Here is a 26859-nt window from a genome sequence, read left to right as displayed (position 1 = left end):
ACCTTTCGCCTTACCGCGGTAGCGGGAAGGCGGCATCGGCAAGCGGGAGGCCAGACCAGAATGCGGTAACTTACGCGATGTTGTCGGCGTCGGAGCGCTCGTCGCGGGACAGGTTAATGCCCAGGGACGGCGAGTCCATGTCGTCATCATCAGATCCGGACAGTTCCATCGGCGTGCCGTCGGTGGAGAGGACCTCCACGTTGAGGCACAGCGACTGCAGCTCCTTGAGCAACACCTTGAAGGACTCCGGGATGCCCGGATCCGGGATGTTGTCGCCCTTGACGATGGCTTCGTAGACCTTGACACGGCCGACGACGTCATCCGACTTGATGGTAAGCAGCTCCTGCAGGGTGTAGGCAGCGCCGTAGGCCTGCATTGCCCACACCTCCATCTCGCCGAAGCGCTGGCCACCGAACTGAGCCTTACCACCCAGCGGCTGCTGAGTAATCATGGAGTACGGGCCGGTGGAACGAGCGTGAATCTTCTCGTCGACGAGGTGGTGCAGCTTGAGCATGTACATGTAGCCGACGGAAACCGGGTACTTGTACGGCTCGCCGGAGCGGCCGTCGAAGAGGCGGGCCTTGCCGTGCTCATCAACCATGACGTCGCCGTCACGGTTCGGCTTCGAGGAAGCCAGCAGGCGGGAGATCTCCTCGTTGGAGGCACCGTCGAAGACCGGGGTTGCGGTGAGCGACTCCGGCGGAACGTCGTAAAGCTCCTCCGGCAGCTTCTTCAGCAGGTCAGCGTTAGCCGGATCGTCGACGTCGACCTTCCAGCCAGCGTGTGCCAGCCAGCCGAGATGAACCTCGAGGACCTGGCCGATGTTCATACGACGCGGGACACCGTGGGTGTTGAGGATGATGTCGACCGGGGTGCCATCTTCCATGAACGGCATATCCTCCGGCGGCAGGATCTTGCCCACGACACCCTTGTTGCCGTGGCGGCCGGCGAGCTTATCGCCGTCCTGGACCTTGCGCTTCTGAGCGACGTAGACGCGAATCATCTCGTTCACGCCCGGCGCCAGCTCATCGTCATCCTCGCGGGAGAAGCGAGCAACGCCGATGACCTTGCCTACCTCACCGTGCGGAACCTTCATGGAGGTGTCGCGGACCTCGCGAGCCTTCTCACCGAAGATGGCGCGCAGCAGGCGCTCTTCCGGCGTGAGCTCGGTCTCGCCCTTCGGGGTGACCTTACCGACCAGGATGTCGCCCGGGCGGACGTCCGCACCGATGCGAATGATGCCGCGGTCGTCGAGGTCGCGCAGGACGTCCTCGGAGACGTTCGGGATTTCACGGGTGATTTCCTCGGGACCGAGCTTGGTGTCGCGGGCATCGATCTCGTGCTCCTCGATGTGGATGGAGGTCAGGATGTCCTCTTCCACGACGCGCTGGTTGAGGATGATGGCGTCCTCGTAGTTGTGGCCTTCCCACGGCATAAACGCCACGAGGAGGTTGCGGCCCAGCGACATTTCGCCGTTGTGGGTACCCGGACCATCAGCCAGCACCTGGCCTGCCTCGACGCGGTCGCCGAGGGAGACGAGCGGGGTCTGATTGTAGTTCGTGCCCTGGTTGGTGCGCTCGAACTTGCGCAGGACGTAGGTGTCACGCACACCCTCGTCATCCATGATGGTGATCATGTCTGCGGAGACGTTTTCGACCACGCCGGCCTTCGGGGTGATGATAAGGTCACCCGCGTCGTAGGCCGCGCGCAGCTCCATGCCGGTACCGACGTACGCGGACTCGGAGCGCAGCAGCGGCACAGCCTGACGCTGCATGTTCGCACCCATGAGGGCGCGGTTAGCGTCGTCGTGCTCGAGGAACGGAATCATGGCCGTTGCAACGGAGACCATCTGGCGCGGGGACACGTCCACGTAGTCGACGCCGGACGCGTCGGTCACTCCGATATCGCCGTCCTTGAGGCGGACCTCAATACGGGTTTCAGTGATCGTTCCGTCAGCATCGTGCGCGACCTCGGCCTGCGCAATGGCGTAACGGTCCTCTTCATCAGCGGTGAGGTACTCGACTTGGCCGGTGATCTTGCCGTCAACGACCTTGTTGTACGGGGTCTCGATGAAGCCGAAGGCGTTGACGCGTGCGTACGACGCGAGCGAGCCGATGAGGCCAATGTTCGGACCCTCGGGAGTCTCGATCGGGCACATGCGGCCGTAGTGCGACGGGTGAACGTCGCGGACCTCAATGCCGGCGCGCTCACGCGACAGGCCGCCCGGGCCCAGCGCGGAGAGGCGACGCTTGTGCGTCAGGCCAGACAGAGAGTTGTTGTGGTCCATGAACTGCGACAGCTGGGACGTACCGAAGAACTCGCGGATAGCCGCGGAGACCGGACGGACGTTGATGAGCGAAGTCGGGGTGATGGACTCGGCATCCTGGGTGGTCATGCGCTCGCGCACGACGCGCTCCATGCGGGACAGGCCCACGCGGACCTGGTTCTGGATGAGCTCGCCCACGGTGCGCAGACGACGGTTACCAAAGTGGTCGATGTCGTCCGTGTGGAGCGGGATCATCTCGCCGTTCGGCGCCTTCATCTCGCGCTCGCCCGCGTGTAGGCGCACGAGGTACTCGAGGGTGACAGCGATGTCTTCCTCGGTCAGGGTCATGAGACCGTCGTGGTCGCCGCCCAGGCCCAGCTTGCGGTTGACCTTGTAACGGCCGACCTTAGCGAGGTCATAACGCTTCGCACGGAAGAAGGAGTTCTCCAGCAGGGAGGTCGCAAGGTCGCGGGTGGGCTGCTCGCCCGGGCGCTGCTTGCGGTAGATCTCCAGCAAAGCCTCATCGGTGTTGGACACACCGTCGGACTCGAGGGTGGACATCATAAGCTCGGAGAAGCCGAAGCGCTCGCGGATTTGCTCTTCCGTCCACCCCAGAGCCTTGAGCAGCACCGTCACCGGCTGGCGACGCTTGCGGTCGATACGAACGCCGACGGTGTCGCGCTTGTCCACGTCAAACTCGAGCCATGCACCGCGGGACGGGATGACCTTGACGGCGTGGAGCGGACGCTCCGTGGACTTATCGATGGAGCGGTCGAAGTAGACGCCCGGGGAACGCACCAGCTGGGAGACGATGACACGCTCGGTGCCGTTGACGATGAAGGTGCCCTTCTCCGTCATCATCGGGAAATCGCCGATGAACACCGTCTGGGTCTTGATCTCCTGGGTGTCGTTGTTGATGAACTCTGCCGTCACATAAAGCGGCGCAGAGTAGTTAATGTCCTTTTCCTTGCATTCGTCGACGGTGTATTTCACCGGCTCGAAACGCGGCTCAGACAGGGACAGCGACATATTGCCGGAGTAGTCCTGGATGGGCGAAAGCTCTTCCAGGATGTCTTCCAGGCCGCTGGTCACGCGGGCGTCGGCGCCGCGCTCCTCCTGCTGCTTGGCGCGCCACTCGGGCGTGCCAATGAGCCAGGCGTAGGAATCAATTTGTACGTCGAGGAGGCCCGGAAGCGAAATGGGTTCGCTGATTTTCGCGAACGAGTAACGCTTCGGGGCTCCGGGAATATTAGCCACTGACTTGGTCTGGCGCGAGACTGCCAAGATGGGTCCTTCCAGCACCTCACGCGGAACCGGGATTCAACCACTCCGTTGCTGTGGTTGGCCCGAAACCGCTGGTAGATTTAGCAATTGGTCTGCTGTGGAATCACTGTAAGAAAAGAGCACAAAATCACCTTGTCAAATGGGTTTTTGGACAAGGTGTCGGCGCACATCTGAAAATGATTCCAGCGCAACGAACTAGCATAGTCGAATTTCCGCCTATTGTCCAGCACCACTCATGGGGGGCGACAACGCGGTACTGGACCGCGCGGGGCGGCCATCTCACTTCACGCACGGGGCACAGACTCTCGTCGCGCCGTCTCATGCGGTGTGCACTTGGGAAATATACCACCGCCCCCGGGAACCGATCCAAGACGCGCCGGTCAGGGCCCGCCGTGGCACTTTCAGCCGTGACCGCCCGGCGGCTAGGATGGAACACCATGTTGCCAACCTCCCGCGTCGTCTCCGCCCTCCTACTCGGAGTAGGTGTCGCCGGCCTTTCCGCCGGTCTCGCCGCTCCGTCCTTCATCGAGGCCGAGCCCACTCTGCCGCTCGATCTGGAGCACACGACGTGGACAATGACGGACGAGAACGCCACCACGCGCCTCCTCCAGGACGGCCGCCAGCTCCAGGTACCCGTCACCGCGCAATGGCACATCGCGCTCCAGGAGCCCGCGGATGACGAGCAGGTCACCCTCCGCGTCGGCTCGTCGTGGATGCGCTCGAGCATGCAGGAGGAAAAAGACCGCCTCATCACCGCGCAGGTCTGGTCCTACCCCATCGATCGCCTCACTGGCGACGCGCATGCCGATGCCGCCGTGTCCCACACCATGGCTTCTCCCGTCAGCACCGTTCCGGTCACCGGCCTGTGGTGGAAGTTCCCCGCCGGCGCGGAGAAGACCTCCTACGACGTCTTCGATGAGACGCTGCGCGACTCCGCCCCCGCCGTCTTCGAAGAGGAGATGGAGATGGATGGGCGCACCGTCTATCGCTACCACCAGGACATCGAGCCCACGAACGTGGCGAAGAAGTACAACAACTATCAGACCATGCTCTCCGGCGAGGACGGCACGGAGTATCTCTTCCACTCCGCCCAGCGTGACTTCTACGTAGACAAAATCTCAGGCATGATCGTAGACCTCGACGTGTCCATCAAGGACTTCTACGCCAAGGACGACGGCGTGGAGACCCAGAACGCGCTCACGTTCAACGCCTCCATCTCCGAGGAAGACACCCAAACGTTCCTCGAGCAGACCAAGAAGTTCCACCACACGAACCGCATCCACTGGATCCGCTGGGGCCTCCTCGGTGCCGGCGCGCTCATCACGCTCATCGCACTCCTGGGCATCTTCGGCGTCTTTGGCACGCGCTCACCCAAGCAGCCCAAGCCCGCCGCAGCACCCGCCGCCGAGTAGCGAGGAAACTCAGGACAACGAAGCCGTCAGGTCCGCGTGGATCTGACGGCTTCGTTGTTCTGAAATCCGGCTCTAGCTAGGCCTGGTTTTCTTCGGCGCGTGCGGCCTCGCGCTGCGCTTCCTGCTGCGCCTCGTAATCCTCGAGATTCCGGAAGCCGATGCCCAGCGGAAGCCCTACGTTGTCGATGAGCCGCACGCCGCCCACGGTCGCCGCGACAAGGAGGCGGGCGTCACCCTGCTCCGGCGCGGGCCCCAAGTCACGGCCGCGGACCTCGAGGTACTCGGGCTCCACCCCGGCCGCCCCGAGCACGGAGCGCGCCACGTCGAGGACAGCCTCCGCGCCGTGCTCCGCAGCATGGGCCCCAGCGGTAAGCGCCGCCGAGAGCGCCTCCGCCTGCTCACGAGCGTCCTCGGCCACGCCCGCGTTGCGCAGGCTCATCGCCACGCCGTCCGGCATACGGACCGTGGGCACGCCCTGCAGGCGCACGCCCAGGTGCAGATCGTGGAGCGCCGCGTTGAGCGCGAGCAACTCCTCGTAGTCTTTCTCCCCCGCCACGACGTCCGTCGCGCCCACGGCATTGATAAGTCGCAGCGCGCGCGTGAGCGACGTCGCGAGTTCTGTCGTGTCTTCCAGGCCGTGGTCGACGGGCAGGACAAGCGTGCGCGGCGCGTCCGGGGTATAGACCCACACGACGTCGACGCCTTCGCGCGCGAGCAGCTCCTGGTCGCCCTCGCCCAGCGTTTCCGCCGCAACGATGACGATGCCGCCACGAATGGCCTTGGCCGCGCGGACGAGCGCCACGTGGCCTGCGTGAATTCCGGAACCCAGGGGGACGAGGACAATGGGCTTGCCCAACTTTTTATAGGCCCGCGCAACCAGCGCGACGCGCGACTCGTCGTCGAGGACCGTCGCCGCACCCAATTCGAAGCTCATCTATTTTCCTCCTGTAGTGCCCACATCTCGATATCCTCGGCCTCTTCGACCTCGCCGAAGCGCCGCGCGACCTCCAAGTAGGAGCGCCGCAGACCCGGCTCGTGAATGTAGCCGTAGCCCTCAATGACCTCCGCAGGGTCAATGTCCGCGCCCGGCTGCGTCTCCTCGTCCATGAGGAGCTCGACCTCCCGGCGCGCATTCGCGGTGAGCCGCGCGAGCATCTTCGCATACGCGACCCGGCTGGCCAACGTCGCACGCTCCGCGTCGGTCTTCGCGATGGCGGTCGCGCCCATCTCTCCGAGCAGTAGCCCGGCGATGGTCTCCCCTAGCTCATCGAGCGTCGTCACGGCCCAGCGATTCACGCTCACGGGTGCAGCCGCCACGACCACGGCGCCGCGCGTCTCCAACGGGTCGAGGACCTGCACACCTGCGGCGAGCGCGGTGTGAATAACGATCTGCCCGTTCGCGATGTAGGTCTCCACGGCCTCGACAGCGCGCGGCAGCTGCGTCGCGTGGATAGCGAGGATGAGTGCCTCGACCTCCCCAATATCCGTGAGGGCGTCAATGCGCACGAGCGCGTGCCCAGCCGCAGCCAGCCCGGCCGCTAGCTCCTGACCCGCCGCCGAGTCACCGAAGATCCCAATCCGCATGCGCGGTGCGGGCATCTACTTCCCCTTCTTCATCTGGGCCATAAGCTCCGCCACGGAGACCGCGCCCGCGCGGCCAGCGTCGCTGCGGCGACGGCCACGGCGTCCCTCAGAGGCCGCAGCCTCAGCCTTCTTCGCGTCCTGCGCTGAGTCCAGCCCGGCATCCTGTGCAGCGTCTGCGGCCTTGGCATCCTGCGCTGTGGCCGGCTCGGCCTTCGTCGCCGCGGAATGCGCCGTATGGGAGGCCTTTGGCGTCACGTTCGTATCCACGCCGCCCTGGTCCCAGCGCACGGCCTGGAAGGAACCGGTGCTAAATGTCGATTCGGGGCTGCGCTGCGTGGAAAACGTCGGCGCGTGCGGCGTCTGCTCAGAAGCGGAGGCCTCCGCGGACGCGGCCTGCGGCTTCGACGCAGTGTCCGCCTGAGGCGCGGATGCGGATGAAGCAGCAGTCTCCGGTGCCTCATGTGCGCCGTGGCGGCGGGCCGGAGTATCGGTGCCGGCGGCCTCGCGCTCGCGGATGAGCTCGGAGAGCGGGTTGTCGTGGCGCGAGCTGGCGCTGGGCTGGGTGCCGACGCGGCCCGCGATGGCATCGGCAGACGGCGCACCCGCGGAAGACTGGGTGAAGGCGACCTTGGGTTCCTCCGTCGCGCCGACCTTGTACTCAATCTCCGCAATGCGGCGGGCCTCGGCGTAGAGAGCAGCCGGCTCGTAGGTGAAGTCGCGGCCGGAGAGCTCCTCCAGCTGCGTGCGGATCTGTTGGAGCTCGTTCTTGATATCGGCAAGCAGCTCCGAATCGCCAGGCGTGGTGCCCTCAAGCGCGGACTTCTCGGCGCGGAGTTTATCCAGCTCGGTGGTGTAGAGCTCCTCGCGCAAGGCGAGCTCCTGCTCGCGTTGCGCGGCCTCGCGGCGGTAGCGGGTAACAAGGAAGAAGCCCAGCACGGCGGCCCACAACGCGGCGACGAGCGCGAGCTTCATCGCTGCGGCGGAGCCCGAGATCAGCATCAAGATGGTCGCGACGACGGCAAGGACCACGAGCGCAATGAGCGCCCAGTTCGCGCGGGTGGTCGCGGTTTCGGACTCGGGTGCGGACTGCGCGCCGTCTTTGTCCGGGAATTCCTGCTGCTGTGTGGAAGTCATGGTCACCAACCTACCGTGTGCGTCCTTCGTGCCCGCACGCCCCACCCGCATGGATGGCGAGGCCTACGCGCATGTCCTAAGCCTTAAACCCTACCGCGTTTCCTCCCCCACAGTGCCCTTGGGCCGGGCGTGCCCCACCACGGGGATGTACCCCCATTCACGGATGCTTTGTGGTCGTGCGTCTCACCGACGCAGGTTCCAGGCACACAACCCGGTCCAGCACAAGCCCCTCGCGGTCCTCACCCGCAGCGAGCGCGACATCCTGCGTTCGGTGTCTACGCCGCCGCCCCATCCGCGGGCGGTACCTCGCAGTAGCGTTCGAGGACAACGCCAGCTACCGCCATGGCAGCGCCGCCCAGCAGGCTAGCGAGAACGCCGGGGACGTCCTCGGCCGCAGCCACGAGCTCGTGGGCATGCGGAATGACGTAGACGGCCAGGCCCGCATACGCCGCGCCCACGATGGTGCCGGTCCACGCGGAAGCCTTACCCAGCAGCATGAAGTTGGTAATCGTCATAGGATTGAGCTGCGAGGTATCCAGCCCAATGCCGTGCGTATCGTCCTTCTTTGCTTCGCGCACGCGCCACGCCAGCACCGCGCACACAATGGCCATGAGCCACAGCGTGACGGAGACGGTGAGCGGGATGGTTCCCATGTAGCCGTAGAGGCGCGGGATAACGATGGCGACGGCGGCCGCCACAAACACGGCGGTGCCACCAAGCGCGGGTAAAGACGTACGTTGCATCTAGAGCTCCTCGATGGGCCCCAAGGGACGAATGGCAGCGACCTCTTCTGGGTCAAGATCCGCGATAAGCGTGTCCAGCGGCGTGCCCGCTAGCGTGGCATCAGGATCCGCCGCCAGCCACGGCACGAGCACAAAGGCGCGCTCGCGGGCATACGGGTGTGGCACCACGAGGCGCGGGTCCGTCGACGTAAACGACGAGATGTCCACGATGTCCACGTCCAGCGTGCGCGGACCCCACTTCTGGGTGCGCGTGCGCTCCGCCGCGGCTTCGAGGCGCTGGCCACGACGCAGCAGGCCGAGCGGCGTTTCGTCCACCTCGACGATGAGCACCGCGTTTAAGAACTCGTCTTGGTTCTCCACGCCCCACGGCGGGGTGGCATAGACCGGCGAGGCCGCCACAATCTGGCCGGCGAACTCGTCAAAGACGCTGCGCAGCAGCGCCACGCGATCGTCCATGTTGGACCCGATAGACAGGACTGCACGCATGATTTACTTCCCCTTTCGGGAACGGCGCGCCACGACCGCGACATCGCCAAACGTGCGCGGGATGGGCGCGTTGGGTTTATGAATGGTGACCTCTACAGCATAAAGCTCTTCGAAGCGTCGCATGGCGGCATTGGCCACGTCCGTGGCGACCGTCTCGATGAGGTCCCGTGCAGGTCCCTCCACGACCTCCGCCGCAACCTCTGCGAGCTCCGCGTAATTGATGGTCTTTGTGAGGTCATCGTCCGCCGCCGCCTCCGAAAAGTTGAGCCAGCACGTGATATCCACGATAAACGGCTGTCCCGTGCGCTTCTCCTCTGCAAAGACACCGTGGTAGCCGAAGCACTCCAGGCCGGTGAGTTCAATACGGTCTGCCATTATTTCGCCTTTCCTAGCGCCGTCGTTGCTACTGTCCCGTGGTCCGCACCGTTCGCATAGCTTCCCGATGCCCCCTCTCCTCCCGCGTAGTCCTTCCCCCGCGTCCAGGCTGCCGCCACATCCACGGCATCGCGCGAGGCACCCACCTCGTGGACGCGCACGCCCCACGCGCCGAGATGCGCCGAAATCGCCGTCACCGCTGCCGTTGCCGGGTCTGCAAGCAGCGGATTGGACTCCGCGCCGCGGTCCGCACGCACGGCGGCGAGGAAGCGCTTGCGCGAGGCTCCCACGAGCAGCGGGAACGGTCCGTCCAGGAATTCCGGCAGCGCATGGAGCAGCGCCCAGTTATCCTGTGGGCTCTTCGCAAACCCCAAACCCGGGTCGAGCACAATCGCGTCCTCGCGCACGCCTGCCTTCACCGCGGCCGCGACGAGTTCGTCGAAGACCTGGTGCACATCGCGCACGACATCCCCGCCGTGGTGCGCGGTACCCGCCGCGGAGCCAAACGTCGAAGTCCGCCAGTGCATGAGGCACACCGTGCGGCCGGCATCCGCCATCGCGGCGAACATCTCCGGATCCGCGAGCCCGCCCGAGACGTCGTTGACCATATCCACGCCCGCCGCAGCCGCCGCGGCCGCCGTCGCCGCACGCATGGTGTCCACAGACGTGCGAATTCCCTCCGCATGCAGCGCTTCGATCACCGGCACGACGCGCTCGATCTCGTCGCGCTCCTCCACGCGCACCGCGCCCGGACGCGTGGACTCACCGCCTACGTCGATCATGTCCGCGCCCGCCGCAACGAGCTCGCGCGCGTGCGCAATCGCCGCCTCGTGGTTCAACCATCGCCCGCCATCGGAAAACGAGTCCTCCGTGACGTTGACGATTCCCATGACCAACGTCCTCCCCGGGACACTCAAATCACTCACGCGGGCTGCCGGCTGCATGTTCTTCCTTTCATTCAAAGCTGTTAAAGCATTCACGTCGCACTGCATGTACTTAAAAAAGCGACCGCACGCTCACGCGTCCGGCCGCCTGGGATTAGCTGCGGATAAGGCTCATCACTTCCGCACGTGAGGCGGCGTTCTTCTTAAAGCCGCCGCGCACCGCCGAGGTCGTCGTGGTCGAGCCCGGCTTACGGATGCCGCGCGCCGCCATGCACAAGTGCTCGCACTCGATGACCACGATGGCCGACTGCGCGCCGAGCTTGTCCATGAGCGCGTTCGCAATCTGGCTCGTGAGCCTCTCCTGCACCTGCGGGCGCTTGGCATACATATCCGCCAAACGCGCCAGCTTCGACAGGCCGGTCACGTGGCCGTCCTTGCCCGGGATGTACCCGATGTGCGCCTTGCCGTAGAACGGCAGCAAGTGATGCTCGCACGTCGAATAAATCGGGATATCACGCACGAGCACGAGCTCCTGGTGGCCCTCCGCGAACGTCTTCGCAAGCACCGCCGTCGGGTCCTCATGCAGGCCCGCGAACGTCTCGCGGTACGCCCGCGCCACTCGCGCCGGCGTTTCCTGCAGACCCTCGCGGTCCGGGTCTTCGCCCACCGCAATGAGCAGCTCACGCACCGCGGCCTCCGCGCGCTCCTGGTCGAACGCACGCACCGCCGGGATGTCCGGGGTCGCGCCGCCCTCCGCTGCGTCGGTCAGGGCGTCGTGCCCAGCGGCAGTCTCCGGATTAGTCATTCTTCTCTCCCTTGCTATCCGCGGAGCCATCGGCGTACGGATTCTGCGGCGCGTCCTGGCTGCCCCACGGGCGCGCCCAGTCGCGCGGAATCTCCTTGGTCTCTTCCGGCTGCGCGTCCTCAGCGCTCGGCTTGTGGTGGCGACCCCGCGGCGCGGCGTCGCGCACGACCGGAATCTCCGTCGTCTTATCGGTGCTCGGGCTCGGCTTCACCGGCTCCGGTTCCTGTTCCTGCTCCGGCCCGGCCTCAGTCTCGGCCTCATGCACAGACGCAGTCTGAGACTCAGGCTCCGCCGGCTCATCAGCCTCGGGCGCGGGAGCCTCCGGCGCCGGCGCGGCGGGGGCATCGGCAAGCTCGGCCGGCTCTTCGGTGGACTCGGGCTCGGTGCCCTCGGTGTAATCGTCGACGATATCGCCGGCGTCGCGGCCGAAGTTAAAGCCGTATTCCTCGTCGTCGCCGACGCGCAGAACCTTGCCGGCCAGGCGGCGCTCGCGTGCGGCGCGGGTGGCGTCGAGCAGGGTGCGGCGCTTGGGCAGCTCCTCGCCGCGTTCTTCGGCGAGCTCGACCGGAGTCTTAATGGGCTCGCGGCCGGCCTGCTGCGGGAAGCGCTCGTCTTCGCCCTCGAAGACGTCGAAGGACTCACGCGGCACGATGCCGTCGAAGACGCCCTCGAGGTCCGGGCGGCGCAGCGTCTCCTTTTCAAGGAGCAGCTCCACCAGCTTATCCAGGTAGTCGCGGTGCTCCGCAAGGATGGCGTAGGCTTGTTCGTGCGCACGGTCGAGCAGGTAGTGCATCTGCTCGTCGATGCGCTTGGCGACGTCGTCCGAGTACTCGATGGAGCCGCCGGCCCCACCGTAGGCAAACGGGTCTCCCTGTTCCTGGCCGTACTTCACGGTGCCGAGATCCGGGCTGAAGCCGTACTCGGTGAGCATGGCACGCGCGATCTTCGTAGCGTTCTCGATATCCGAGGACGCACCCGTGGTAGGCGCGCCAAAGACGAGCTCCTCCGCGGCACGGCCGCCCAGGGCGAAGACGAGGCGCGCGAAGAGTTCGTCGCGCGTGTACATGCCCTTGTCGTCTTCCTGGGACGTCATGGCGTGGCCGCCGGTACGACCGCGCGCGAGGATGGTCACCTTATACACGCGCTCGATGTCCTTCATCGCCCACGCGGCGAGCGTGTGGCCGCCCTCGTGGTACGCGGTGACCTTCTTTTCGTGCTCGGAGATGATCTTGGACTGGCGGCGCGGGCCACCCACCACGCGGTCCGTGGCCTCTTCCAGCGCGTCCGCCGTAATGACATTGCCGCCGATGCGCGCCGTGAGCAGCGCCGCCTCGTTGAGGACGTTCGCCAGGTCCGCGCCGGACATACCGGCGGTACGCTTGGCCAGCTGCTTGACGTCGACATCTTTCGCCAAAGGTTTACCTTTGGCGTGGACCTCGAGGATCTTCTCGCGGCCGGCAAGATCCGGGTTGGTCACCGGGATCTGGCGGTCGAAGCGGCCCGGGCGCAGCAGCGCCTGGTCGAGGACGTCCGGGCGGTTGGTCGCCGCGATGAGGATGACGCCCTCGCGGTCGCCGAAGCCGTCCATCTCCACGAGGAGCTGGTTCAAAGTCTGCTCGCGCTCATCGTGGCCGCCGCCGGTACTAGCGCCACCGCGGGAACGACCCACGGCGTCGATCTCGTCAATGAAGACGATGCACGGCGACTGCGCCTTGGCCTGCTTGAACAGGTCGCGCACGCGGGAGGCACCGACACCGACGAACATCTCCACGAAGTCAGAGCCCGAGATGGAGAAGAACGGCACGCCCGCCTCGCCTGCGACGGCGCGCGCGAGCAGTGTCTTACCGGTGCCCGGAGGGCCGTAGAGAAGGACGCCGCGCGGAATCTTCGCGCCGAGCGCGTGGTAGCGTTCCGGGTCCTCGAGGAAGTCCTTGATCTCCATGAGCTCTTCCACGGCCTCGTCCGCACCGGCCACGTCCTCAAACGTGTTGGTGGGCATGTCCTTGGTGAGCTCCTTGGCCTTGGAGCTACCAATGCCGAACAGGCCGCCGGCGCCGCCCTGCATGCGCGACATGAAGAAGAAGAGCAGACCGAAGACGATGAGCATGGGCAGGATGAAGGAAATCATCGAGCCGATGAACGACTCCTGCGTCACCTTGGTCTGGTACTTGTCCGCGCCGGAATCCTTCACGGCGTTGAAGACCTGCTCGGTGGCGCGGGCCGGGTACTTGGCGATAACCTCTTCGACGCCTTCGCGCTCCTCGACCGTGACGGGTTCGCGCAGCTTTAGGCGGACCTGCTGCTCGCGGTCATCGATCTGGGCCTCCGCGACATTCTTGTCCTGCAGTTGGGCCAACGCCACGGAGGTGTCGACCTGCATGTAGGAACGCGAGTCATTAGTAAAGAACGTAAACGCGTACAGCGCGATGAGCACGAGGCCCGCGATCGCGCCGTAGCGGACGATGCTGGAATTTTTCATTAGGAAGAAAGTCTAGTCCGAATATACTTCCGGCTTCAGCGTGCCCACGAACGGCAGGTCGCGGTAGTGCTCCGCGTAGTCGAGGCCGTAGCCCACGACAAACTCGTTGGGGATGTCGAAGCCGACGTCAAACATGTCGATCTCCACCTTGACTACCTCGGGCTTGCGCAGCAGCGTCACCACGTCAAGGTTGCGCGGGCGGCGGCCCTGCAGATTGCGAATGAGCCAGCTGAGCGTGAGGCCAGAGTCGATGATGTCCTCGACGATGAGGACGTCCTTGCCCTCAATATCGCGGTCGAGGTCCTTCAAGATACGCACGACGCCCGAGCTCGACGTCGCGTTGCCGTAGGAGGACACCGCCATGAATTCCTGCTGGGACGGAATGCTGAGCGCACGCGCGAAGTCGGAGAGGAAGAACACCGCGCCCTTGAGCACGCACACGAGGATGAGGTCTTCCTCGTTATCCGCGTACTTCGCGGAGACCTTGTCCGCCATCTCCTGCACGCGGGCTTTGATGGTCGCTTCGTCGAGAAGGACGGCTTCGAGGTCGTCGCCGTACGGGTTGGCCGGGACCTGAAAGTCCTTGGTGTCATGCATGAGGGGGCTGGCTCCTTGGTTTTTACTGCTGATGCAATAGTGCCAGTTTGCCACCAACACGCCTGACTTCCAACCTTGCGCCCACCGCAATGCCACCCTGGCCATGCCAATCCGTACACAGCTTTCCGATGCCCTCAATCCCCCACCCCGTCACCGGCGCTCCCGACGCCTGGAGCCAGGCGGCAATCGCGCGGCGTCGACGCGCCGCGGGCAGGGCTGCGAGCTCGGCGCAATCCTCGGTCGGCGCCGTATCTAACGCCCTGTCGTCGTCCACAGTCTGCGCTGCCGCGCGCGCCAGCGGGGCGACGGCGTCGCCGCCCACGATGTCGCCGAGCAACGGCAGGACCTCGCGGCGAATGCGCACCCGCCGGAAGTCCGCGCGCTCGTTGTGCGGGTCGCGCCACGGCTCGACGCCGAGTTCTCTGCATGCGCCCTCCGTGTCAGCCCGGCGCGCCTCGAGCAGCGGGCGCAGCACCACACAGCCTTCAATCTCGGCGCGCGGTGCCATCCCGCCGGTCTGCCCCCGCAGGGCGGACAGCAGCAGGGTCTCGGCCTGGTCCTCGGCGGTATGCGCGACGCAGACCGGCACGCCCTCGGCCGCGAGCGCTCGGTACCGCGCGACCCGCGCCTCCGCTTCGCCGCGCCCGGCGTCGACGGCGACGACCTGCGCGGCGAGTCCCCACGCGCGTGCCTGGCGCGCCGCCTCCTCCGAGACCGCGCGCGAGCCCTCCTGCAGTTGATGGTCGATGCACACGGCAACGATCTCCCCACGCTTTTCCGCGGCGAGCGCCGCCGCCAGCGCCAGCGAATCCGGCCCGCCCGAAAGTCCCACGGCGAGCCGCGCATGCTCACGCGCGACGGGCCGCACGGCCGCGCGCAGCCGCGCGAAATGCGGCGACTTCCGCGGCCAGAACGGATCCACTAGAACTCCCGCAAAGCCGACGCCAGCTCATCCTGTGCCGCGCGCGCGGCCAGGACGTCGCTGTCGTTGACGAGGAACGCGAACGCAAAGACATGGCCCGACTGCCCCGGCACGATACCCGTTAGCGCCGAGGTCCCCGTGAGCGTGCCCGTCTTTGCGCGCACGTAGCCGCGTCCCGCGAGATCCGTATACCGCGTGTACAGCGTGCCGTCGCCGCCAGCCACCGGCAGGTAGCCGAGCAGCGGGCGCAGCGCGTCCTCCGTCGCCGCTTGGTTCATGATTCCCGCGAGCACGCCCGCCGGAATGCGGTTGACATCGCTCAAGCCCGAGTTGTCCGCGAGAAAGACCTGCGAAGTATCGACGCCGTGCTCGCCAAGCACCTCGAGCGTCGCCTCCGCAGCACCCGCAAACGACGCCTCCTTGCCGCGCGCGACGGCGAGCTCGCGACCGATGGCCTCGGCCATGACGTTATCCGAGTCCTTCCCGGCCTCCTCGGCGCGCACGGACAGCGGCTCGGACTCGATGGTCGCGACGGGTGCGGCGGCATCGGGAGCCTTGCTCATGCCCACCGTCGTCACGCCCAAGCGCTTGGCCAGCAGGTTCGCCACGTCGAGCGCCGGGGTGTGGCTGCGCGGCACGTCGCCCGTCGCCGCGCCCAGACGTCCGCCGAAAACCATGGCCGGCTGCATCGGCGCGACGAAGCCGCCATCAACATTCTCCGGATCCCACCCCTTCGCCTGATCGTCGCCGACCCACGCGCGTGTGTCGATGAACACCCCGCTCACCTCGGGCATGGCTTCCTTAATCTGCGCCGCCGCGGCGTCGAGTTGCGCAAGCGTGAGCCACACGTCGCCGGCGGCCTTGATGATGACCGCGTTATTGTCTCCGCGCACGATCTCCGTCGTAATCCGGTCATCCTCGCCCAGCTCCCACGTCGCCGCCGCGAGCGTGAGCACCTTCGTGCTCGACGCCGGGAGCAGCGCCTTAGCCCCGTCCTGGTCCCACACGACCTCCCCCGTCGCCGTGTCGATGACCTGGCCGCCGAAGTTACCCAAAGCCTCGTTATCGCGCGCAAGCTCGGTGAGGCGGCCTGCGACGTCGCCCAAGGGGGCATCGGCAGGCTGGGCGGGCTGGAGCGGATCCACCGGCGCCGGAGCCTCATAGGCCTGGCCGTGATCCAGGTCCCCGTAGGTGCGCTGGACCGCCACACCGGTCGCCGCTGTCGCCGCCACGGCCACAGCCGCGACGCCGGCTGCGGACCACCACCACACACGCTTTGTACTCATTGCCTTAACCCTAGCGGGTATGATGTGAGCAGCAAACGCTAACCACTACTGACATGGAGGACAACCGTGAACGTTGAAGTCACCGTCGAGATCCCGAAGGGCTCCCGTAACAAGTACGAGGTCGACCACGAGACCGGCAAGGTTTACCTCGACCGCTACCTGTTTACCCCGATGGCCTACCCGGCTGACTACGGCTTCATCGACCAGACCCTCGGCGAAGACGGCGACCCGCTCGACGCCCTCGTCATCCTCCCGGAGCCGGTGTTCCCGGGCGTAATCGTGGAGGCTCGCATCCTCGGCGTCTTCAAGATGACGGACGAGGCTGGCGGCGACGACAAGCTCCTCTGCGTCATCGACGACCCGCGCTGGGAGCGCTACCAGGACATCAATGATGTTGAGCAATCCATCAAGGACGAGATCGAGCACTTCTTCGTCCACTACAAGGACCTGGAACCGAACAAGGAAGTTACCGGCTCCGGCTGGGGCGACAAGGCCGAGGCTGAGAAGATCCTGCAGGAAGCTATCGAGCGCCACAAGTAAATCTTCGCTCTTACCCCGCTCCTGTGAGCGGGGTTTTCGCGTTTTAAAAGTCGCGGATCGGCCCGTCGAAGCCTCGGAATACGACGTGCCACGTGCTCGCGAGCTTATGCGCCCACGCGTTCCAATTCGGTGTGCGAGCCGTGGAGACCTGCTCCACGATCTCGTCGGGGTGGTGCGCGACGCAGCTGCCTGTATACCGCAGCGTCGTCCAGCCGCGCAGGACCGCGTCATTATTCTTCCAGTGGTCACGCACCACGGCTTGGCGGTCTTTGTGGAAGTCGAAGCCGCTGATCTCGATGGCGATCCTTTCCTTGGGCAGCACGAGGTCCCAGAAGTACGGCCCAATCTGGACGTTGCTCTCCACCTCGAGCCCACGCGCTTTAAGGGCGTGCGCCACCGTGATTTCCGCGCCGGAGTCCGTAAACAACGCGGCCGTTTTAAGGAACACGCGGCACTTCTTGGGCAGCGTGCCCACGTAGCTCAGGTGCCGCTCGAGCCGGTCCCGCCCGGTGCGGCCTGCGTACACCTTCTCCAGCAGCGCGTGTGCTTCCGGCTTCTCCATGACGCGCGTGGCGAGCACCGGCGTATGGACTCTGTGGCCAAGGTAATCGTGTGCGTTGAGGACCGTCGTGCGGTGGGCGACATAGTAGTCCGACTTTGCCATCAACCGTGGTGTTGCTACATCGAGCGGAAACGTAAGCGGTTGTTGCGCATAAATCTGCGCAGCGGTTCGGCCTGTGAAAACCGCCGTCGGATATTTCTCGGCAATGGCCTGGGCGACTATAGCCGGAGTGAGTTCGTTGTCGACGTAAAATCCTTTAGCAATACGGTGGCGTTGCATGTATTCCTCCCCCGAGATTTTTCAGTTGCCACTGCACAATAACTGGATTCCGACGGCCTCGCAGCGCAAGTCTTCCAGTTCGTTGCGAAAATTCATTCTAAATGGCAAGCAAATTTCTGATTTTCGCAAGGAACCAGGACGCTCTTTTGAGTTCCTTGCGAAAATCCATTTGCCACAAGAATTTTGGGCGGCGTTTTCGCAAGGAACGGCCCGTGACTAAATGGAGCCCACCCACTCGATGAAGTTGGAGTCGTCATCGTACGGCCTTGGCCCCAGACGGTCTCGAACTCGACGTTGCGGTCCATCATGCCAAGGGCGAGTGCCAGGTTCATCTCGGTCGTCGCCGCGGTGTCGCCTTGTTTGATCCCGGTGTGGATACGCCAGTTGGGCGCTGCCTCGGAGGAGTCGTAGATAGAGGACGTGGGGGCTGCCTGGGAGGCGAGCCCGGCGTGTTCACCGGGATGACGACCTTGTAAGACCAATCCAGGGCGCCATCCTTCCACGCCGCGGCGGGAACGTAGATGCCGCGCGTCTCGATGTCCGCTGCCTGCGGCGAAGAACAGTAGTAGACGTCGTTGTTGTCGTCGCGCTGGCAAGGCAGGTCACGGACAAAAGGAACGGCGGTACATAATTTTTGCTTAAGCCCGATCGGACACTACCCGCAAGTCTGAACCGAGCATTCACAGGAAAAGGTAGGCTGGCTCGCATGAAAGAAGTAGAACCGAAGGACGTGCCGCAAGGCGCGCAGCTTATCGATGTCCGCGAAAACGACGAGTGGAACCAGGTCCATGCCGCGGGTGCCACCCACATTCCGATGGGCGAGGTGCCGCAGCGCTACGCAGAGATCGATCCAGACAAGGACATCTACGTCATTTGCGCGGCGGGCGGTCGCTCGGCGCAGGTGGCGGAGTACCTCGAACAGGCCCTCGGCTGGGACGCAATCAACGTCGCGGGCGGCACGAATGCTTGGGTTAGCCAGGGTCTGCCTACGGAGTAGCGCCGCCGAATAATTGGCTTCAACCCATCATTTGGGCTTAGTATGGTGGTATGTCTTCCACGAAAACCCACCCGATTCCTACCGCTCTGCTGGAGTCCCCGTCGTTTCAGCTCGAGCGCCTTCGCCGCCGCGTCCGCGATATGGTCGAGGCTCAGCTGAACTCGCAAGAGACGACTCTGCGCGAGTTTTGGGTACTCACCTGCCTCGTCGAGGAGTCTGCGGCGAGCCAGTCTCACCTGTCTGACACGCTGGCCATCGACGCCTCGGATATGGTGCGCCTCATCGACGCCCTCGAGCAACGTGGCTGGGCCAAGCGCGAGCGCGACCCCCGCGACCGCCGCCGCCAAATCGTCGCCTCCACGAAGAAGGGCACGAAGGCCCACGGCCAGCTCGCAGAGCTCGTCACGGCTGCCGAGGACGAGGCGCTCGACGCCTCCACGAATAAGCAGCTCAAGCACCTGCGCAAGCTCGCGACCTCCATCATCTCGGCTGGGGAGGACGATTCCTAAATGGAGCCGCGCCACGCGTTGCCCGAAGATCCCCGTGATGAGCACCAGCCCGGAGCGGGGATTATTCATGTGCCCGAGTCCTATCTCCTGCGCGAGGAGGCCGCCCCGCCCCGCACGCTCGTCGACATCGTCCGCACCACGGCTGGGCTCTACCCCGACGCCGCAGCCATTGATGACGGCGAGGTCCTCACCTACGCCGAATTGCTTGCCGATGCCACCGCCTGGGCCGCCGAACTTTCGGCCCAGGGGATTGGGCGCGGCCATCGCATCGGCGTGCGCATGACCTCGGGTAAGAAGGAACTCTACCTCGCGATTTTGGCGACGCTCTTCGCGGGCGCCGCCTACGTGCCTGTCGACGCAGACGATCCGGACGAGCGCGCCGAGATGGTCTTTGGCGAGGCAGCCATTGACGGCATCTTCACCGACGAAGGCTTCCGTCGTTTAACTCCGGACACGCACGCCGCCGGCGAGCCGCGCCCTGAGGATGACGCGTGGATCATCTTCACCTCGGGCTCGACCGGCAAGCCGAAGGGCGTGGCTGTGAGCCACCGCTCCGCCGCCGCGTTCGTGGACGCTGAGGCTTCGATTTTTCTAGCGGACCACCCCGGTGGTCCCCTAGGACCAGATGACCGCGTGCTTGCGGGCCTGTCCGTCGCCTTCGACGCGAGCTGTGAGGAAATGTGGCTCGCGTGGGGCCACGGCGGCTGCCTTGTCCCGGCGCCACGCTCGCTCGTGCGCTCCGGCATGGATCTCGGCCCCTGGCTCATCCGCCGCGACATCACGGTGGTCTCCACCGTCCCGACCCTCGCGGGTCTGTGGCCCGCGGAGGCCCTCGACCACGTGCGCCTGCTCATCGTCGGCGGCGAGGCCTGTTCGCAAGAGCTCGTCGACCGTCTGGCGACCGAGGACCGCGAGATGTGGAATACCTACGGTCCCACGGAGGCCACCGTCGTGTCCTCGGCGGCGAGGCTCCTGCCTGGCCAGCCAGTGGGCATCGGGAAGCCTTTGCGCGGCTGGGACCTGGCGGTCGTGGATACCGAGGGATTTCCGGTACAGATGGGCCAGGTGGGCGAGCTCGTCATCGCCGGTGTGGGTCTCGCGCGCTACCTCGACCCGGTCAAGGACGCCGAAAAGTACGCGCCGCTCGAGTCCATGGCGTGGGAGCGCGCCTACCGCTCGGGCGACCACGTGCGCCTCGAAGAGGACGGCTTGTACTTCGTGGGGCGCGTCGACGACCAGGTGAAGATTGGCGGCCGCCGCATCGAGCTCGGCGAGGTCGAGGCCAACGTCGCGGCCCTGCCGAATGTCTACAACTCGGCCGTCGCGGTGCAGTCCACGGCTGGCGGCGAAAAGGTCCTCGTGGGCTATGTCTCGCTCGATAACCCGGACGCCGGCTTCGATGAGAACGCTGCGCGCGAGCGCCTCGCCGAGTCCATGCCCGCCGCCCTCGTCCCGCGCCTGTGCGTCATGGACGAGCTGCCCGTGCGCACCTCCGGCAAGGTTGACAAGAAGGCGCTGCCGTGGCCGCTGCCTGGCGTGGGCGTCGAAGCCGTGGGCCTTACAGACACCGAGGCGTGGCTCGCGCAGCTCTTCGTCGAGGTCCTCGGCGTTTCCGTCGAGGACGCGAACGCGGACTTCTTCACGCTGGGCGGTACGTCGCTCGCCGCGGCCACCCTCGTGGGCCGCATTCGCGACCGCTACCCCACCACGTCCGTGCGTGACCTCTACGACCACCCGCGTCTGGGCGCGCTCGCCGAGCTTATCGATGCCGCCTCTCCGTCCGCCTCGTCCGTGACGCGCCAGCGTCACGTCGCGCGAGTGAGGTGGACGACGCGCCTCATTCAGTTCCTGGTGCAGATTCCCGTCATGACGCTCGCCGCGAGCTCGTGGCTCGCGTGGCTGCTGCTCGGTTCGAATCTGGCGGTCCTCGCCGGCATCGAGTGGGCCGTATGGTCGCCGTGGTGGCTCGTCATCGCCTTGGTGCTGGTCTTCGCCACACCGCTCGGGCGCATTCCGCTGGGCGGCTTCGGCGCGCGACTCATCACGAGCGGCATTCAGCCTGGCGAGTACCCGCGCGGCGGCTCGGTGCACCTACGCATCTGGGCGGCGGAACGCTGGGCCGACGCGTCCGGTTCGCGGTCCATCGCGGGTGCGACGTGGGTCAATAACTACGCGCGCACCCTCGGCGTGAAGATCGGCCACGGCGTCGATCTCCACTCGCTGCCGCCGGTCACGGGCCTGCTTACCATCGGCGCGCACGCGTCCATCGAGCCGGAGGTCGATCTCTCCGGCTACTGGCTCGACGGCGACATTCTGCGCGTGGGTGCCATCGAGGTGGGCAAGAACGCCCGCGTCGGCGCGCGCTCCACGCTGCTGCCTGGCACGCGCATTGGCAACGATGCCCACATCGAGGCCGGATCCACCGTGACGGGTGCGAAGAAGGTCAAGTCCGGCCAGCGCTGGTCCGGTTCGCCCGCGGCAAAGGTAGGCCGCTCCAAGCACCGCTTCCCTGATGAGCACCCGCGCCGCCGCAGCCACTGGGTAGCCATCTATGGCGTCACCTCCTTCCTGCTCGCGCTGCAGCCGCTCGTGGCGCTGGCCGTAGGTGCCGCCGCGACCGTGGGGCTCATCCAGCTCACCGGCGGCAACCCCTACGTGGGCGGACTGCTCTTCGCACCCGTCGGCGCCCTGGCCGCCTTCGCGTTCTTCATGGCGCAGACGTGGCTGGGCGTGCGCTTCCTGCAGCTGGGGCTCAAGCCCGGCGTGGTGCCGGTGCGCTCGGCGGGTGGCTGGCGCGCATGGGGCATCGAAAGGCTCATGGATGAAGCCCGCACGACGCTCTTCCCGCTCTACGCCTCCCAGCTCACACCGGGCTGGCTGCGCTCGCTCGGCGCACGCATTGGCCGCGACGCGGAGATTTCCACCGCCGTCATGATTCCGAAGCTCACCGAGGTCAAGGACGGCGCGTTCCTCGCGGATGACACGCTCGTGGGCGGTTACGAGCTCGGCGGCGGCTGGCTGCTCACCGGCGAGACCAAAGTGGGCAAGCGCTCGTTTGTGGGCAACTCCGGCATCACGGGCCCCAGCCGCAAGCTGGGCAAGAATTCGCTCGTGGCCGTGCTCTCCTCGACGCCGAAGAAGTCCAAGGCCGGTTCCAACTGGTGGGGCTCCCCACCGGAGCGCATGCGCCGCGTCGAGGCGCACGTCGACGGCGGCGAGGCCCTCACCTATAACCCGGGCCTGGGCGTCAAGATAGCGCGCGGCGCGGTGGAAACCCTCCGCCTCCTCGCGCCGATGACCTCCGCGATGCTGCTCGCCGCAGTCCTCGGCGGACTCCTGTGGGTACTCGACGCCTATGGCCTGGCAGTTGCGTGGCTTGTCTCTGGCCTGCTGCTCATGGCCGCCGGCGCGGTGGGCGTGGCCATCACCGTGGCCGTGAAGTGGATCTGCGTCGGCCGCCACGTGCCGGGCGACCACCCGCTGTGGTCCTCATTCGTGTGGCTCAACGAGCTCCAGGACGCCTTCGTCGAATCCGTCGCCGCCCCCTGGTTCTTCCAGCACGCGGGCGGCACGGGCGCGATGAATATGGCGCTGCGGGCGCTGGGCGTGCGCATCGGCCGCGGCGCGTGGATCGAGTCCTACTGGTTCCCGGAGACCGACCTCATCACGGTGGGCGACGGCGCCTCCGTGGGCCCCGGCACCGTGGTTCAAACCCACCTTTTCCAGGACCGGGTCATGAGTCTCGACACCGTCACCCTCGGCGCCGGTGCGACGCTGGCGGCGCACTCGGTGGCGTTGCCGGCGGCATCGGTAGGCCGCGGCGCGACGGTGGGCCCAGGCTCGCTCGTCATGCGTGGCGACCGCGTTCCCGCGGGCACCGTGTGGCAGGGCAACCCCATTGAACCGTGGGACTAAAGCCTTGTGACCCCCACCACATAACGGTACGATTTACTCAAAAATCGTACCGTTATTTTTGTGAAGGCAGGTCCCTATGCTCCCCCTCACCGGCATCACCGTTGTCCACCTCGGCGGGATTGGCCCCGGCCCGTTCGCCGCGATGACTCTCGCAGACATGGGCGCGCGCGTCATCCGCGTCGTGCGCCCCGGCAACCCGGCGGACATCGTCCCGCATGGCGTGCTGTACCGCGGACAAGAAACCCTTGAGGCCAACCTCAAAGACCCTGCCGATGTCGCCCGCGTTCTCGACCTCATCACCGACGCCCAGCTCCTCATCGAGGGCTTCCGCCCCGGCGTCGCAGAACGCCTCGGCCTCGGGCCTTCCGATGTCGCCTCCCGCAACCCCGCGCTCGTCTACGGTCGCATGACGGGCTGGGGCCAGGATGGCCCGCTCGCACACACAGCCGGGCACGACATCAACTACATCGCCATCTCCGGCGCACTCGGCGCTATCGCCGCGCCCGACGGACGCCCCGTGCCGCCACTGAACTTCATGGGCGACTTCGGCGGCGGTTCGATGTACCTCGTTTCCGGCCTCCTCGCCGCGCTCGTCCGGGCGCAGGCCACCGGCGAGGGCGCCGTGGTGGACGCCAACATCGTGGACGGCGCGGCCTCTTTGACGGCGATGCTCCACGCCTTTAAGAATGCCGGCCAGTGGGGCCCAACCGGCACGAACGTGCTCGACGGCGGCGCACCCTTCTACACCGTATACAAGACGTCCGACAGGAAGTGGATGTCTGTAGGTGCCATTGAGCCGCAGTTCTACGCCGAACTACTCCGCCTCCTCGGCCTCACGGAGGAACTCACTAGCACTGAGCAAAACGACCAGTCCCAGTGGCCACGCGTTGCCGAGCGCCTCACCGAGGTCTTCGCCACGAAGACCCAAGCCGAATGGATTGAGGTCTTCCGAGGCACCGATGCGTGCGTCGCCGAAGTCGTCTCCCCTGACGACGTACTCGACCATCCCCATCTGGCCGCCCGCGGCACCTACCGCCCCACGAGCGACGGGAGGGAGCCCGCGCCCGCGCCACGGATTTCTCCCTTGGCTTAAAACGCGAGAAGGCAGCGCTTTCCTTCCGGAAAGCGCCGCCGTGAAACGCCGTACTGCATACTACTTAAAGAGCCGGGAAGTACGGAAGCTTCTGGCCATTGATGGTGCCGCGGCCGACGAGGGTGTTGTACACGGTGCCCCAGAAGGCCACGGAAACAGCCAGGCCGAGGGCCGAGGAGATGACGTAGCCAGCGGTAGAGGAACCGGTATTGAGAGCAGAAGCAGAGCCGACTGCGGCAGCATCAGAAGACTCAGCGAGGGCAACCGGAGCAGCGACAGCGCCGCTGGTGGCCAGAGCAACGGAGGTAGCAGCAGCGATAACGCCGCGGGTGAGCTTAGAAGACATAATATTTCCTTGGGTTGAGGGTAGATACGGACGCTTTCGATTATAAAACATTATCGATAGGCCGCATGTGGTTTAAGCAACATTTTCTTCAAATTGCCTGTTAGATCAAAGCTAAAGGCATGAAATAAATGAAAACAAATCGCAAATTTCAAGCATCGCTACCCTCGACGCTCACCTGCATGTACACAAAGAGCCGCTTCCAAGAGGAAGAGGCTCTTCGTTGCGTTGACCGCAGGCGCGGAATCCGGCTGAACGTGATTAGTCACCGATCTGGTCGCGACCGCGCTTAACGATATTCTCGTCCGGCTCGCCGACGACAGAGTGGTCCTTGTTCGTGTACTCGAACTTGGAGAGCACGTAGCGCATGGCGTTAATACGGGCACGCTTCTTGTCATTCGACTTGATGGTGATCCACGGGGACTCGTCGGTATCCGTGTAGCGGAACTGCTCCTCCTTGGCGCGGGTGTAGTCATCCCACTTGTCCAGGGAGGCCAGGTCCATCGGCGACAGCTTCCACTGGCGCACCGGGTCAATCTGGCGAATAGCGAAGCGCGTGCGCTGCTCCTTGCGGGTCACGGAGAACCACAGCTTGGTGAGCGAAATGCCGGAGCCGAGAATCATATTCTCGAGCATCGGCACCTCACGGAGGAACTCCGCGTGCTGAGACTCGGTACAGAAGCCCATGACGCGCTCGACGCCGGAGCGGTTGTACCAGGAGCGGTCGAAGAAGACGATCTCGCCGCCGGCTGGGAAGTGCTGGATGTAGCGCTGGAAGTACCACGAGGTGGACTCACGCAGCGACGGCTTCTCGAGCGCCACCGTGCGTGCACCACGCGGGTTGAGGTGCTCGTTGAAACGCTTAATGGTGCCACCCTTGCCGGCAGCGTCGCGACCCTCAAAAATAATGATGTGGCGCTGACCAGTTTCCTTGGTCCAGTTCTGCCACTTCAGCAGCTCAATCTGCAGGGCGCGCTTCGTCACCTCGTACTCGTCACGCGTCATGCGCTCCTCGTACGGGTAGTTCTCGCGCCACGTCTCCACCGGAGAGCCATCCGGCATGATGAGCGAGGGATCATCCTCGTCAGAGGCGTCAACGACGTAGCCGTCGGTCTGTGCAAGGTCAATCTCGGGGAGCTCGTCGTCTTTGATATCAGCCATGCATGACATTTTACCCCTTTAGCCAACTTAAAGTGCCCGCATGGGAGGTGAATGCCCGGTGAAATTCACCCCTCCCCTGCCCCCACCGAGCAGGCCGGTTAAGGGACAGAAGGGTCCCTTAACCCGAGCAGGCCCGACAAAAAGAACGAAAACTGCAAGAGCCCGCGCGAAAAGCGCGGGCACCAGGTAGTCGCTCGAGGCGAAATCTACTACTGGGTCAGACCGATGAGGTCAGAGATGTTGCCAGCCATGCCAGCCAGCTGGTCCAGCAGAAGAAGCAGCTGGCCAGTCCAGGTACCTTCGGCAGAAAGGGTGAAGAACTCCATGTGATTACTCCTTTTAAAGGTTGTGAAAGTTAGGTACACGGGCGCATACTCACGCCCGCAAGGGTGAATTAGGCCTCAGACTTGGAGGACAGAGCGTCAAAGACACCCTGGGTATTGCCCGTCAGGTCGACGGCCTTGCCGTCCCCGTCAACACCGTTGATCATGGTGTTCATGTTGTGAGCGAAGTCAGAGAAACCAGTGAACAGGCCGTAGATAGCCTTGCCGAAGGTGGAGAAGTTGTCCAGCTGCTCGGTGATGAAAGAGAGATCCATGTATGTCTCCTTTAGATGTACCCAACCACAGGAGTCGGGAATGTGAATGAACGGTTTGTACGACATCCCGCAGTGGATGTCACGAGGGATATTGTGGCACATTTTGCTGACACATCAAACGGAAATTCCGATGCAATTCCCCCGTCCATACGTCGTCTACATCACACTGTACACTTTCTCACTTACCACACAGATATCACTAAGAAAAGCCCTCACCTGCACGAATATACAATTTCGGCAATGTAGTCATTCTTTTTTGACAGCTCCACGTAACGCCTGCCGCGCAGTGTCCGATTTGATCGGACCGCAACCTTAAATTCGGTTCACCTAGTGTTAACCTTCAGCGAGCAAACGGGGGTGTCCAATGGGGGTAAATTTCGCCGCGGCGGAGGCTTCGGGGGCGGGCAGAGTCGGCGTTCCCGCATGCTTTCGACAGCAATTAGGACACGACTGTGCAACACGGCGTGTCGTTCCAAATGTTACGGATGTTACTCAAGTAAAGCCGACGCGTGCCGTGAGAAGCCGAAGGCGCTGTGCACGCTGCAGCCGCCTGAAGGGCCAAGCACGCGTACAGAACCAGCGCGGCCCAAGACACGCACAAGCGC

At 65.0% G+C, this 26859-nt stretch carries 24 protein-coding genes; 7 read left to right on the top strand and 17 right to left on the bottom strand.

What is annotated here, in order from left to right:
* Window positions 1–70: 70 nt before the first annotated feature.
* Window positions 71–3568, bottom strand: coding sequence for a DNA-directed RNA polymerase subunit beta (locus ABJ196_RS09480; protein WP_347306533.1), 3498 nt, complete (start codon window positions 3566–3568; stop codon window positions 71–73).
* Window positions 3569–3987: 419 nt separating this feature from the next.
* On the opposite strand from ABJ196_RS09480, the gene ABJ196_RS09475 reads away from it, so the two are divergent.
* Complete coding sequence (locus ABJ196_RS09475) at window positions 3988–4962, top strand: DUF3068 domain-containing protein (protein WP_347306531.1); 975 nt, start codon at window positions 3988–3990, stop codon at window positions 4960–4962.
* Window positions 4963–5038: 76 nt separating this feature from the next.
* On the opposite strand, the gene ABJ196_RS09470 is transcribed toward ABJ196_RS09475, so the two are convergent.
* From ABJ196_RS09470 to dacB, 12 genes are all read right to left on the bottom strand, one after another.
* Complete coding sequence (locus tag ABJ196_RS09470; RefSeq protein ID WP_347306529.1) at window positions 5039–5896, bottom strand: pantoate--beta-alanine ligase; 858 nt, start codon at window positions 5894–5896, stop codon at window positions 5039–5041.
* Entirely contained in the window at window positions 5893–6561 is a 669-nt protein-coding gene (locus tag ABJ196_RS09465; RefSeq protein WP_347306527.1) for a hypothetical protein, read from the bottom strand. The genes ABJ196_RS09470 and ABJ196_RS09465 overlap by 4 nt, the downstream gene beginning before the upstream one ends.
* Window positions 6562–7680, bottom strand: a complete 1119-nt coding sequence (locus tag ABJ196_RS09460; RefSeq protein WP_347306525.1) for a DUF6779 domain-containing protein — start codon at window positions 7678–7680, stop codon at window positions 6562–6564. It lies immediately after the preceding gene.
* Window positions 7681–7955: 275 nt separating this feature from the next.
* A complete protein-coding gene (locus ABJ196_RS09455) occupies window positions 7956–8423 on the bottom strand; it encodes a DUF3180 domain-containing protein (protein ID WP_347306523.1) in 468 nt (155 codons plus the stop codon).
* Window positions 8424–8909: a 2-amino-4-hydroxy-6-hydroxymethyldihydropteridine diphosphokinase gene (gene folK, locus ABJ196_RS09450; RefSeq protein ID WP_347306521.1), complete on the bottom strand. Its 486-nt coding sequence runs from the start codon at window positions 8907–8909 to the stop codon at window positions 8424–8426.
* 3 nt (window positions 8910–8912) lie between these two features.
* Window positions 8913–9284: a dihydroneopterin aldolase gene (gene folB / locus ABJ196_RS09445; RefSeq protein WP_347306519.1), complete on the bottom strand. Its 372-nt coding sequence runs from the start codon at window positions 9282–9284 to the stop codon at window positions 8913–8915.
* A complete protein-coding gene (gene folP, locus ABJ196_RS09440; RefSeq protein WP_347306517.1) occupies window positions 9284–10228 on the bottom strand; it encodes a dihydropteroate synthase in 945 nt (314 codons plus the stop codon). The genes folB and folP overlap by 1 nt, the downstream gene beginning before the upstream one ends.
* 94 nt (window positions 10229–10322) lie before the next feature.
* A complete protein-coding gene (folE, locus tag ABJ196_RS09435; protein WP_347306515.1) occupies window positions 10323–10973 on the bottom strand; it encodes a GTP cyclohydrolase I FolE in 651 nt (216 codons plus the stop codon).
* The gene (gene ftsH / locus ABJ196_RS09430) at window positions 10966–13452 is read right to left on the bottom strand and encodes an ATP-dependent zinc metalloprotease FtsH (RefSeq protein WP_347306513.1); all 2487 of its coding nucleotides are present in this window, start codon (window positions 13450–13452) and stop codon (window positions 10966–10968) included. Before ftsH ends, folE begins: the two co-directional genes overlap by 8 nt.
* A gap of 12 nt (window positions 13453–13464) precedes the next feature.
* Window positions 13465–14049: a hypoxanthine phosphoribosyltransferase gene (gene hpt / locus ABJ196_RS09425; RefSeq protein WP_347306511.1), complete on the bottom strand. Its 585-nt coding sequence runs from the start codon at window positions 14047–14049 to the stop codon at window positions 13465–13467.
* Between the two features lie 22 nt (window positions 14050–14071).
* Window positions 14072–14971, bottom strand: a complete 900-nt coding sequence (tilS, locus tag ABJ196_RS09420; protein WP_347306509.1) for a tRNA lysidine(34) synthetase TilS — start codon at window positions 14969–14971, stop codon at window positions 14072–14074.
* Window positions 14971–16257: a D-alanyl-D-alanine carboxypeptidase/D-alanyl-D-alanine-endopeptidase gene (gene dacB, locus ABJ196_RS09415; protein WP_347306507.1), complete on the bottom strand. Its 1287-nt coding sequence runs from the start codon at window positions 16255–16257 to the stop codon at window positions 14971–14973. The genes tilS and dacB overlap by 1 nt, the downstream gene beginning before the upstream one ends.
* 66 nt (window positions 16258–16323) lie before the next feature.
* Here dacB and ABJ196_RS09410 point away from each other — a divergent pair, with 66 nt between their 5' ends.
* The gene (locus ABJ196_RS09410; RefSeq protein ID WP_066492918.1) at window positions 16324–16797 is read left to right on the top strand and encodes an inorganic diphosphatase; all 474 of its coding nucleotides are present in this window, start codon (window positions 16324–16326) and stop codon (window positions 16795–16797) included.
* Between the two features lie 43 nt (window positions 16798–16840).
* Here the strand turns inward: ABJ196_RS09410 and ABJ196_RS09405 are convergent, their stop codons facing one another.
* A complete protein-coding gene (locus ABJ196_RS09405; RefSeq protein WP_347306505.1) occupies window positions 16841–17638 on the bottom strand; it encodes a DUF559 domain-containing protein in 798 nt (265 codons plus the stop codon).
* Here ABJ196_RS09405 and ABJ196_RS09400 point away from each other — a divergent pair.
* From ABJ196_RS09400 to ABJ196_RS09380, 5 genes are all read left to right on the top strand, one after another.
* The gene (locus ABJ196_RS09400) at window positions 17637–17858 is read left to right on the top strand and encodes a hypothetical protein (protein ID WP_347306503.1); all 222 of its coding nucleotides are present in this window, start codon (window positions 17637–17639) and stop codon (window positions 17856–17858) included. The genes ABJ196_RS09405 and ABJ196_RS09400 overlap by 2 nt on opposite strands.
* Before the next feature lie 486 nt (window positions 17859–18344).
* A complete protein-coding gene (locus ABJ196_RS09395; protein ID WP_066492914.1) occupies window positions 18345–18635 on the top strand; it encodes a rhodanese-like domain-containing protein in 291 nt (96 codons plus the stop codon).
* Window positions 18636–18685: 50 nt separating this feature from the next.
* Window positions 18686–19144, top strand: a complete 459-nt coding sequence (locus ABJ196_RS09390) for a MarR family winged helix-turn-helix transcriptional regulator (RefSeq protein WP_066512420.1) — start codon at window positions 18686–18688, stop codon at window positions 19142–19144.
* Complete coding sequence (locus ABJ196_RS09385; protein ID WP_347306500.1) at window positions 19145–23059, top strand: Pls/PosA family non-ribosomal peptide synthetase; 3915 nt, start codon at window positions 19145–19147, stop codon at window positions 23057–23059.
* 76 nt (window positions 23060–23135) lie between these two features.
* Complete coding sequence (locus tag ABJ196_RS09380; protein WP_347306498.1) at window positions 23136–24152, top strand: CaiB/BaiF CoA-transferase family protein; 1017 nt, start codon at window positions 23136–23138, stop codon at window positions 24150–24152.
* A gap of 64 nt (window positions 24153–24216) precedes the next feature.
* Here ABJ196_RS09380 and ABJ196_RS09375 read toward each other — a convergent pair whose 3' ends face one another.
* From ABJ196_RS09375 to ABJ196_RS09365, 3 genes are all read right to left on the bottom strand, one after another.
* The gene (locus tag ABJ196_RS09375) at window positions 24217–24498 is read right to left on the bottom strand and encodes a hypothetical protein (RefSeq protein WP_347306496.1); all 282 of its coding nucleotides are present in this window, start codon (window positions 24496–24498) and stop codon (window positions 24217–24219) included.
* A gap of 258 nt (window positions 24499–24756) precedes the next feature.
* Window positions 24757–25656 carry a polyphosphate kinase 2 gene (ppk2, locus tag ABJ196_RS09370; protein ID WP_257035967.1) on the bottom strand — a complete coding sequence of 300 codons (900 nt, stop codon included), beginning with the start codon at window positions 25654–25656 and terminating at the stop codon, window positions 24757–24759.
* Window positions 25657–26050: 394 nt separating this feature from the next.
* Window positions 26051–26254, bottom strand: coding sequence for a PorH family porin (locus tag ABJ196_RS09365; RefSeq protein WP_347306494.1), 204 nt, complete (start codon window positions 26252–26254; stop codon window positions 26051–26053).
* Window positions 26255–26859: the final 605 nt, after the last annotated feature.

It is taken from the genome of Corynebacterium sp. SA-MJD20WY100, assembly GCF_039822565.1.
Lineage (GTDB): Bacteria > Actinomycetota > Actinomycetes > Mycobacteriales > Mycobacteriaceae > Corynebacterium > Corynebacterium phoceense_A.
Note: the sequence above shows the minus strand (reverse complement) of the source record. Positions and strands in the feature narration are given on the sequence as shown.

Bases quoted from the DNA above. Each gene is read 5' to 3' on its own strand.
- ABJ196_RS09475 (WP_347306531.1), top strand. From the start codon at position 3,988: ATGTTGCCAACCTCCCGCGTCGTCTCCGCCCTCCTACTCGGAGTAGGT.
- ABJ196_RS09470 (WP_347306529.1), bottom strand. From the start codon at position 5,896: ATGAGCTTCGAATTGGGTGCGGCGACGGTCCTCGACGACGAGTCGCGC.
- ABJ196_RS09465 (WP_347306527.1), bottom strand. From the start codon at position 6,561: ATGCCCGCACCGCGCATGCGGATTGGGATCTTCGGTGACTCGGCGGCG.
- ABJ196_RS09460 (WP_347306525.1), bottom strand. From the start codon at position 7,680: ATGACTTCCACACAGCAGCAGGAATTCCCGGACAAAGACGGCGCGCAG.
- ABJ196_RS09455 (WP_347306523.1), bottom strand. From the start codon at position 8,423: ATGCAACGTACGTCTTTACCCGCGCTTGGTGGCACCGCCGTGTTTGTG.
- folK (WP_347306521.1), bottom strand. From the start codon at position 8,909: ATGCGTGCAGTCCTGTCTATCGGGTCCAACATGGACGATCGCGTGGCG.
- folB (WP_347306519.1), bottom strand. From the start codon at position 9,284: ATGGCAGACCGTATTGAACTCACCGGCCTGGAGTGCTTCGGCTACCAC.
- folP (WP_347306517.1), bottom strand. From the start codon at position 10,228: ATGCAGCCGGCAGCCCGCGTGAGTGATTTGAGTGTCCCGGGGAGGACG.
- folE (WP_347306515.1), bottom strand. From the start codon at position 10,973: ATGACTAATCCGGAGACTGCCGCTGGGCACGACGCCCTGACCGACGCA.
- ftsH (WP_347306513.1), bottom strand. From the start codon at position 13,452: ATGAAAAATTCCAGCATCGTCCGCTACGGCGCGATCGCGGGCCTCGTG.
- hpt (WP_347306511.1), bottom strand. From the start codon at position 14,049: ATGCATGACACCAAGGACTTTCAGGTCCCGGCCAACCCGTACGGCGAC.
- dacB (WP_347306507.1), bottom strand. From the start codon at position 16,257: ATGAGTACAAAGCGTGTGTGGTGGTGGTCCGCAGCCGGCGTCGCGGCT.
- ABJ196_RS09400 (WP_347306503.1), top strand. From the start codon at position 17,637: ATGTATTCCTCCCCCGAGATTTTTCAGTTGCCACTGCACAATAACTGG.
- ABJ196_RS09405 (WP_347306505.1), bottom strand. From the start codon at position 17,638: ATGCAACGCCACCGTATTGCTAAAGGATTTTACGTCGACAACGAACTC.
- ABJ196_RS09395 (WP_066492914.1), top strand. From the start codon at position 18,345: ATGAAAGAAGTAGAACCGAAGGACGTGCCGCAAGGCGCGCAGCTTATC.
- ABJ196_RS09390 (WP_066512420.1), top strand. From the start codon at position 18,686: ATGTCTTCCACGAAAACCCACCCGATTCCTACCGCTCTGCTGGAGTCC.
- ABJ196_RS09385 (WP_347306500.1), top strand. From the start codon at position 19,145: ATGGAGCCGCGCCACGCGTTGCCCGAAGATCCCCGTGATGAGCACCAG.
- ABJ196_RS09380 (WP_347306498.1), top strand. From the start codon at position 23,136: ATGCTCCCCCTCACCGGCATCACCGTTGTCCACCTCGGCGGGATTGGC.
- ABJ196_RS09375 (WP_347306496.1), bottom strand. From the start codon at position 24,498: ATGTCTTCTAAGCTCACCCGCGGCGTTATCGCTGCTGCTACCTCCGTT.
- ppk2 (WP_257035967.1), bottom strand. From the start codon at position 25,656: ATGGCTGATATCAAAGACGACGAGCTCCCCGAGATTGACCTTGCACAG.
- ABJ196_RS09365 (WP_347306494.1), bottom strand. From the start codon at position 26,254: ATGGATCTCTCTTTCATCACCGAGCAGCTGGACAACTTCTCCACCTTC.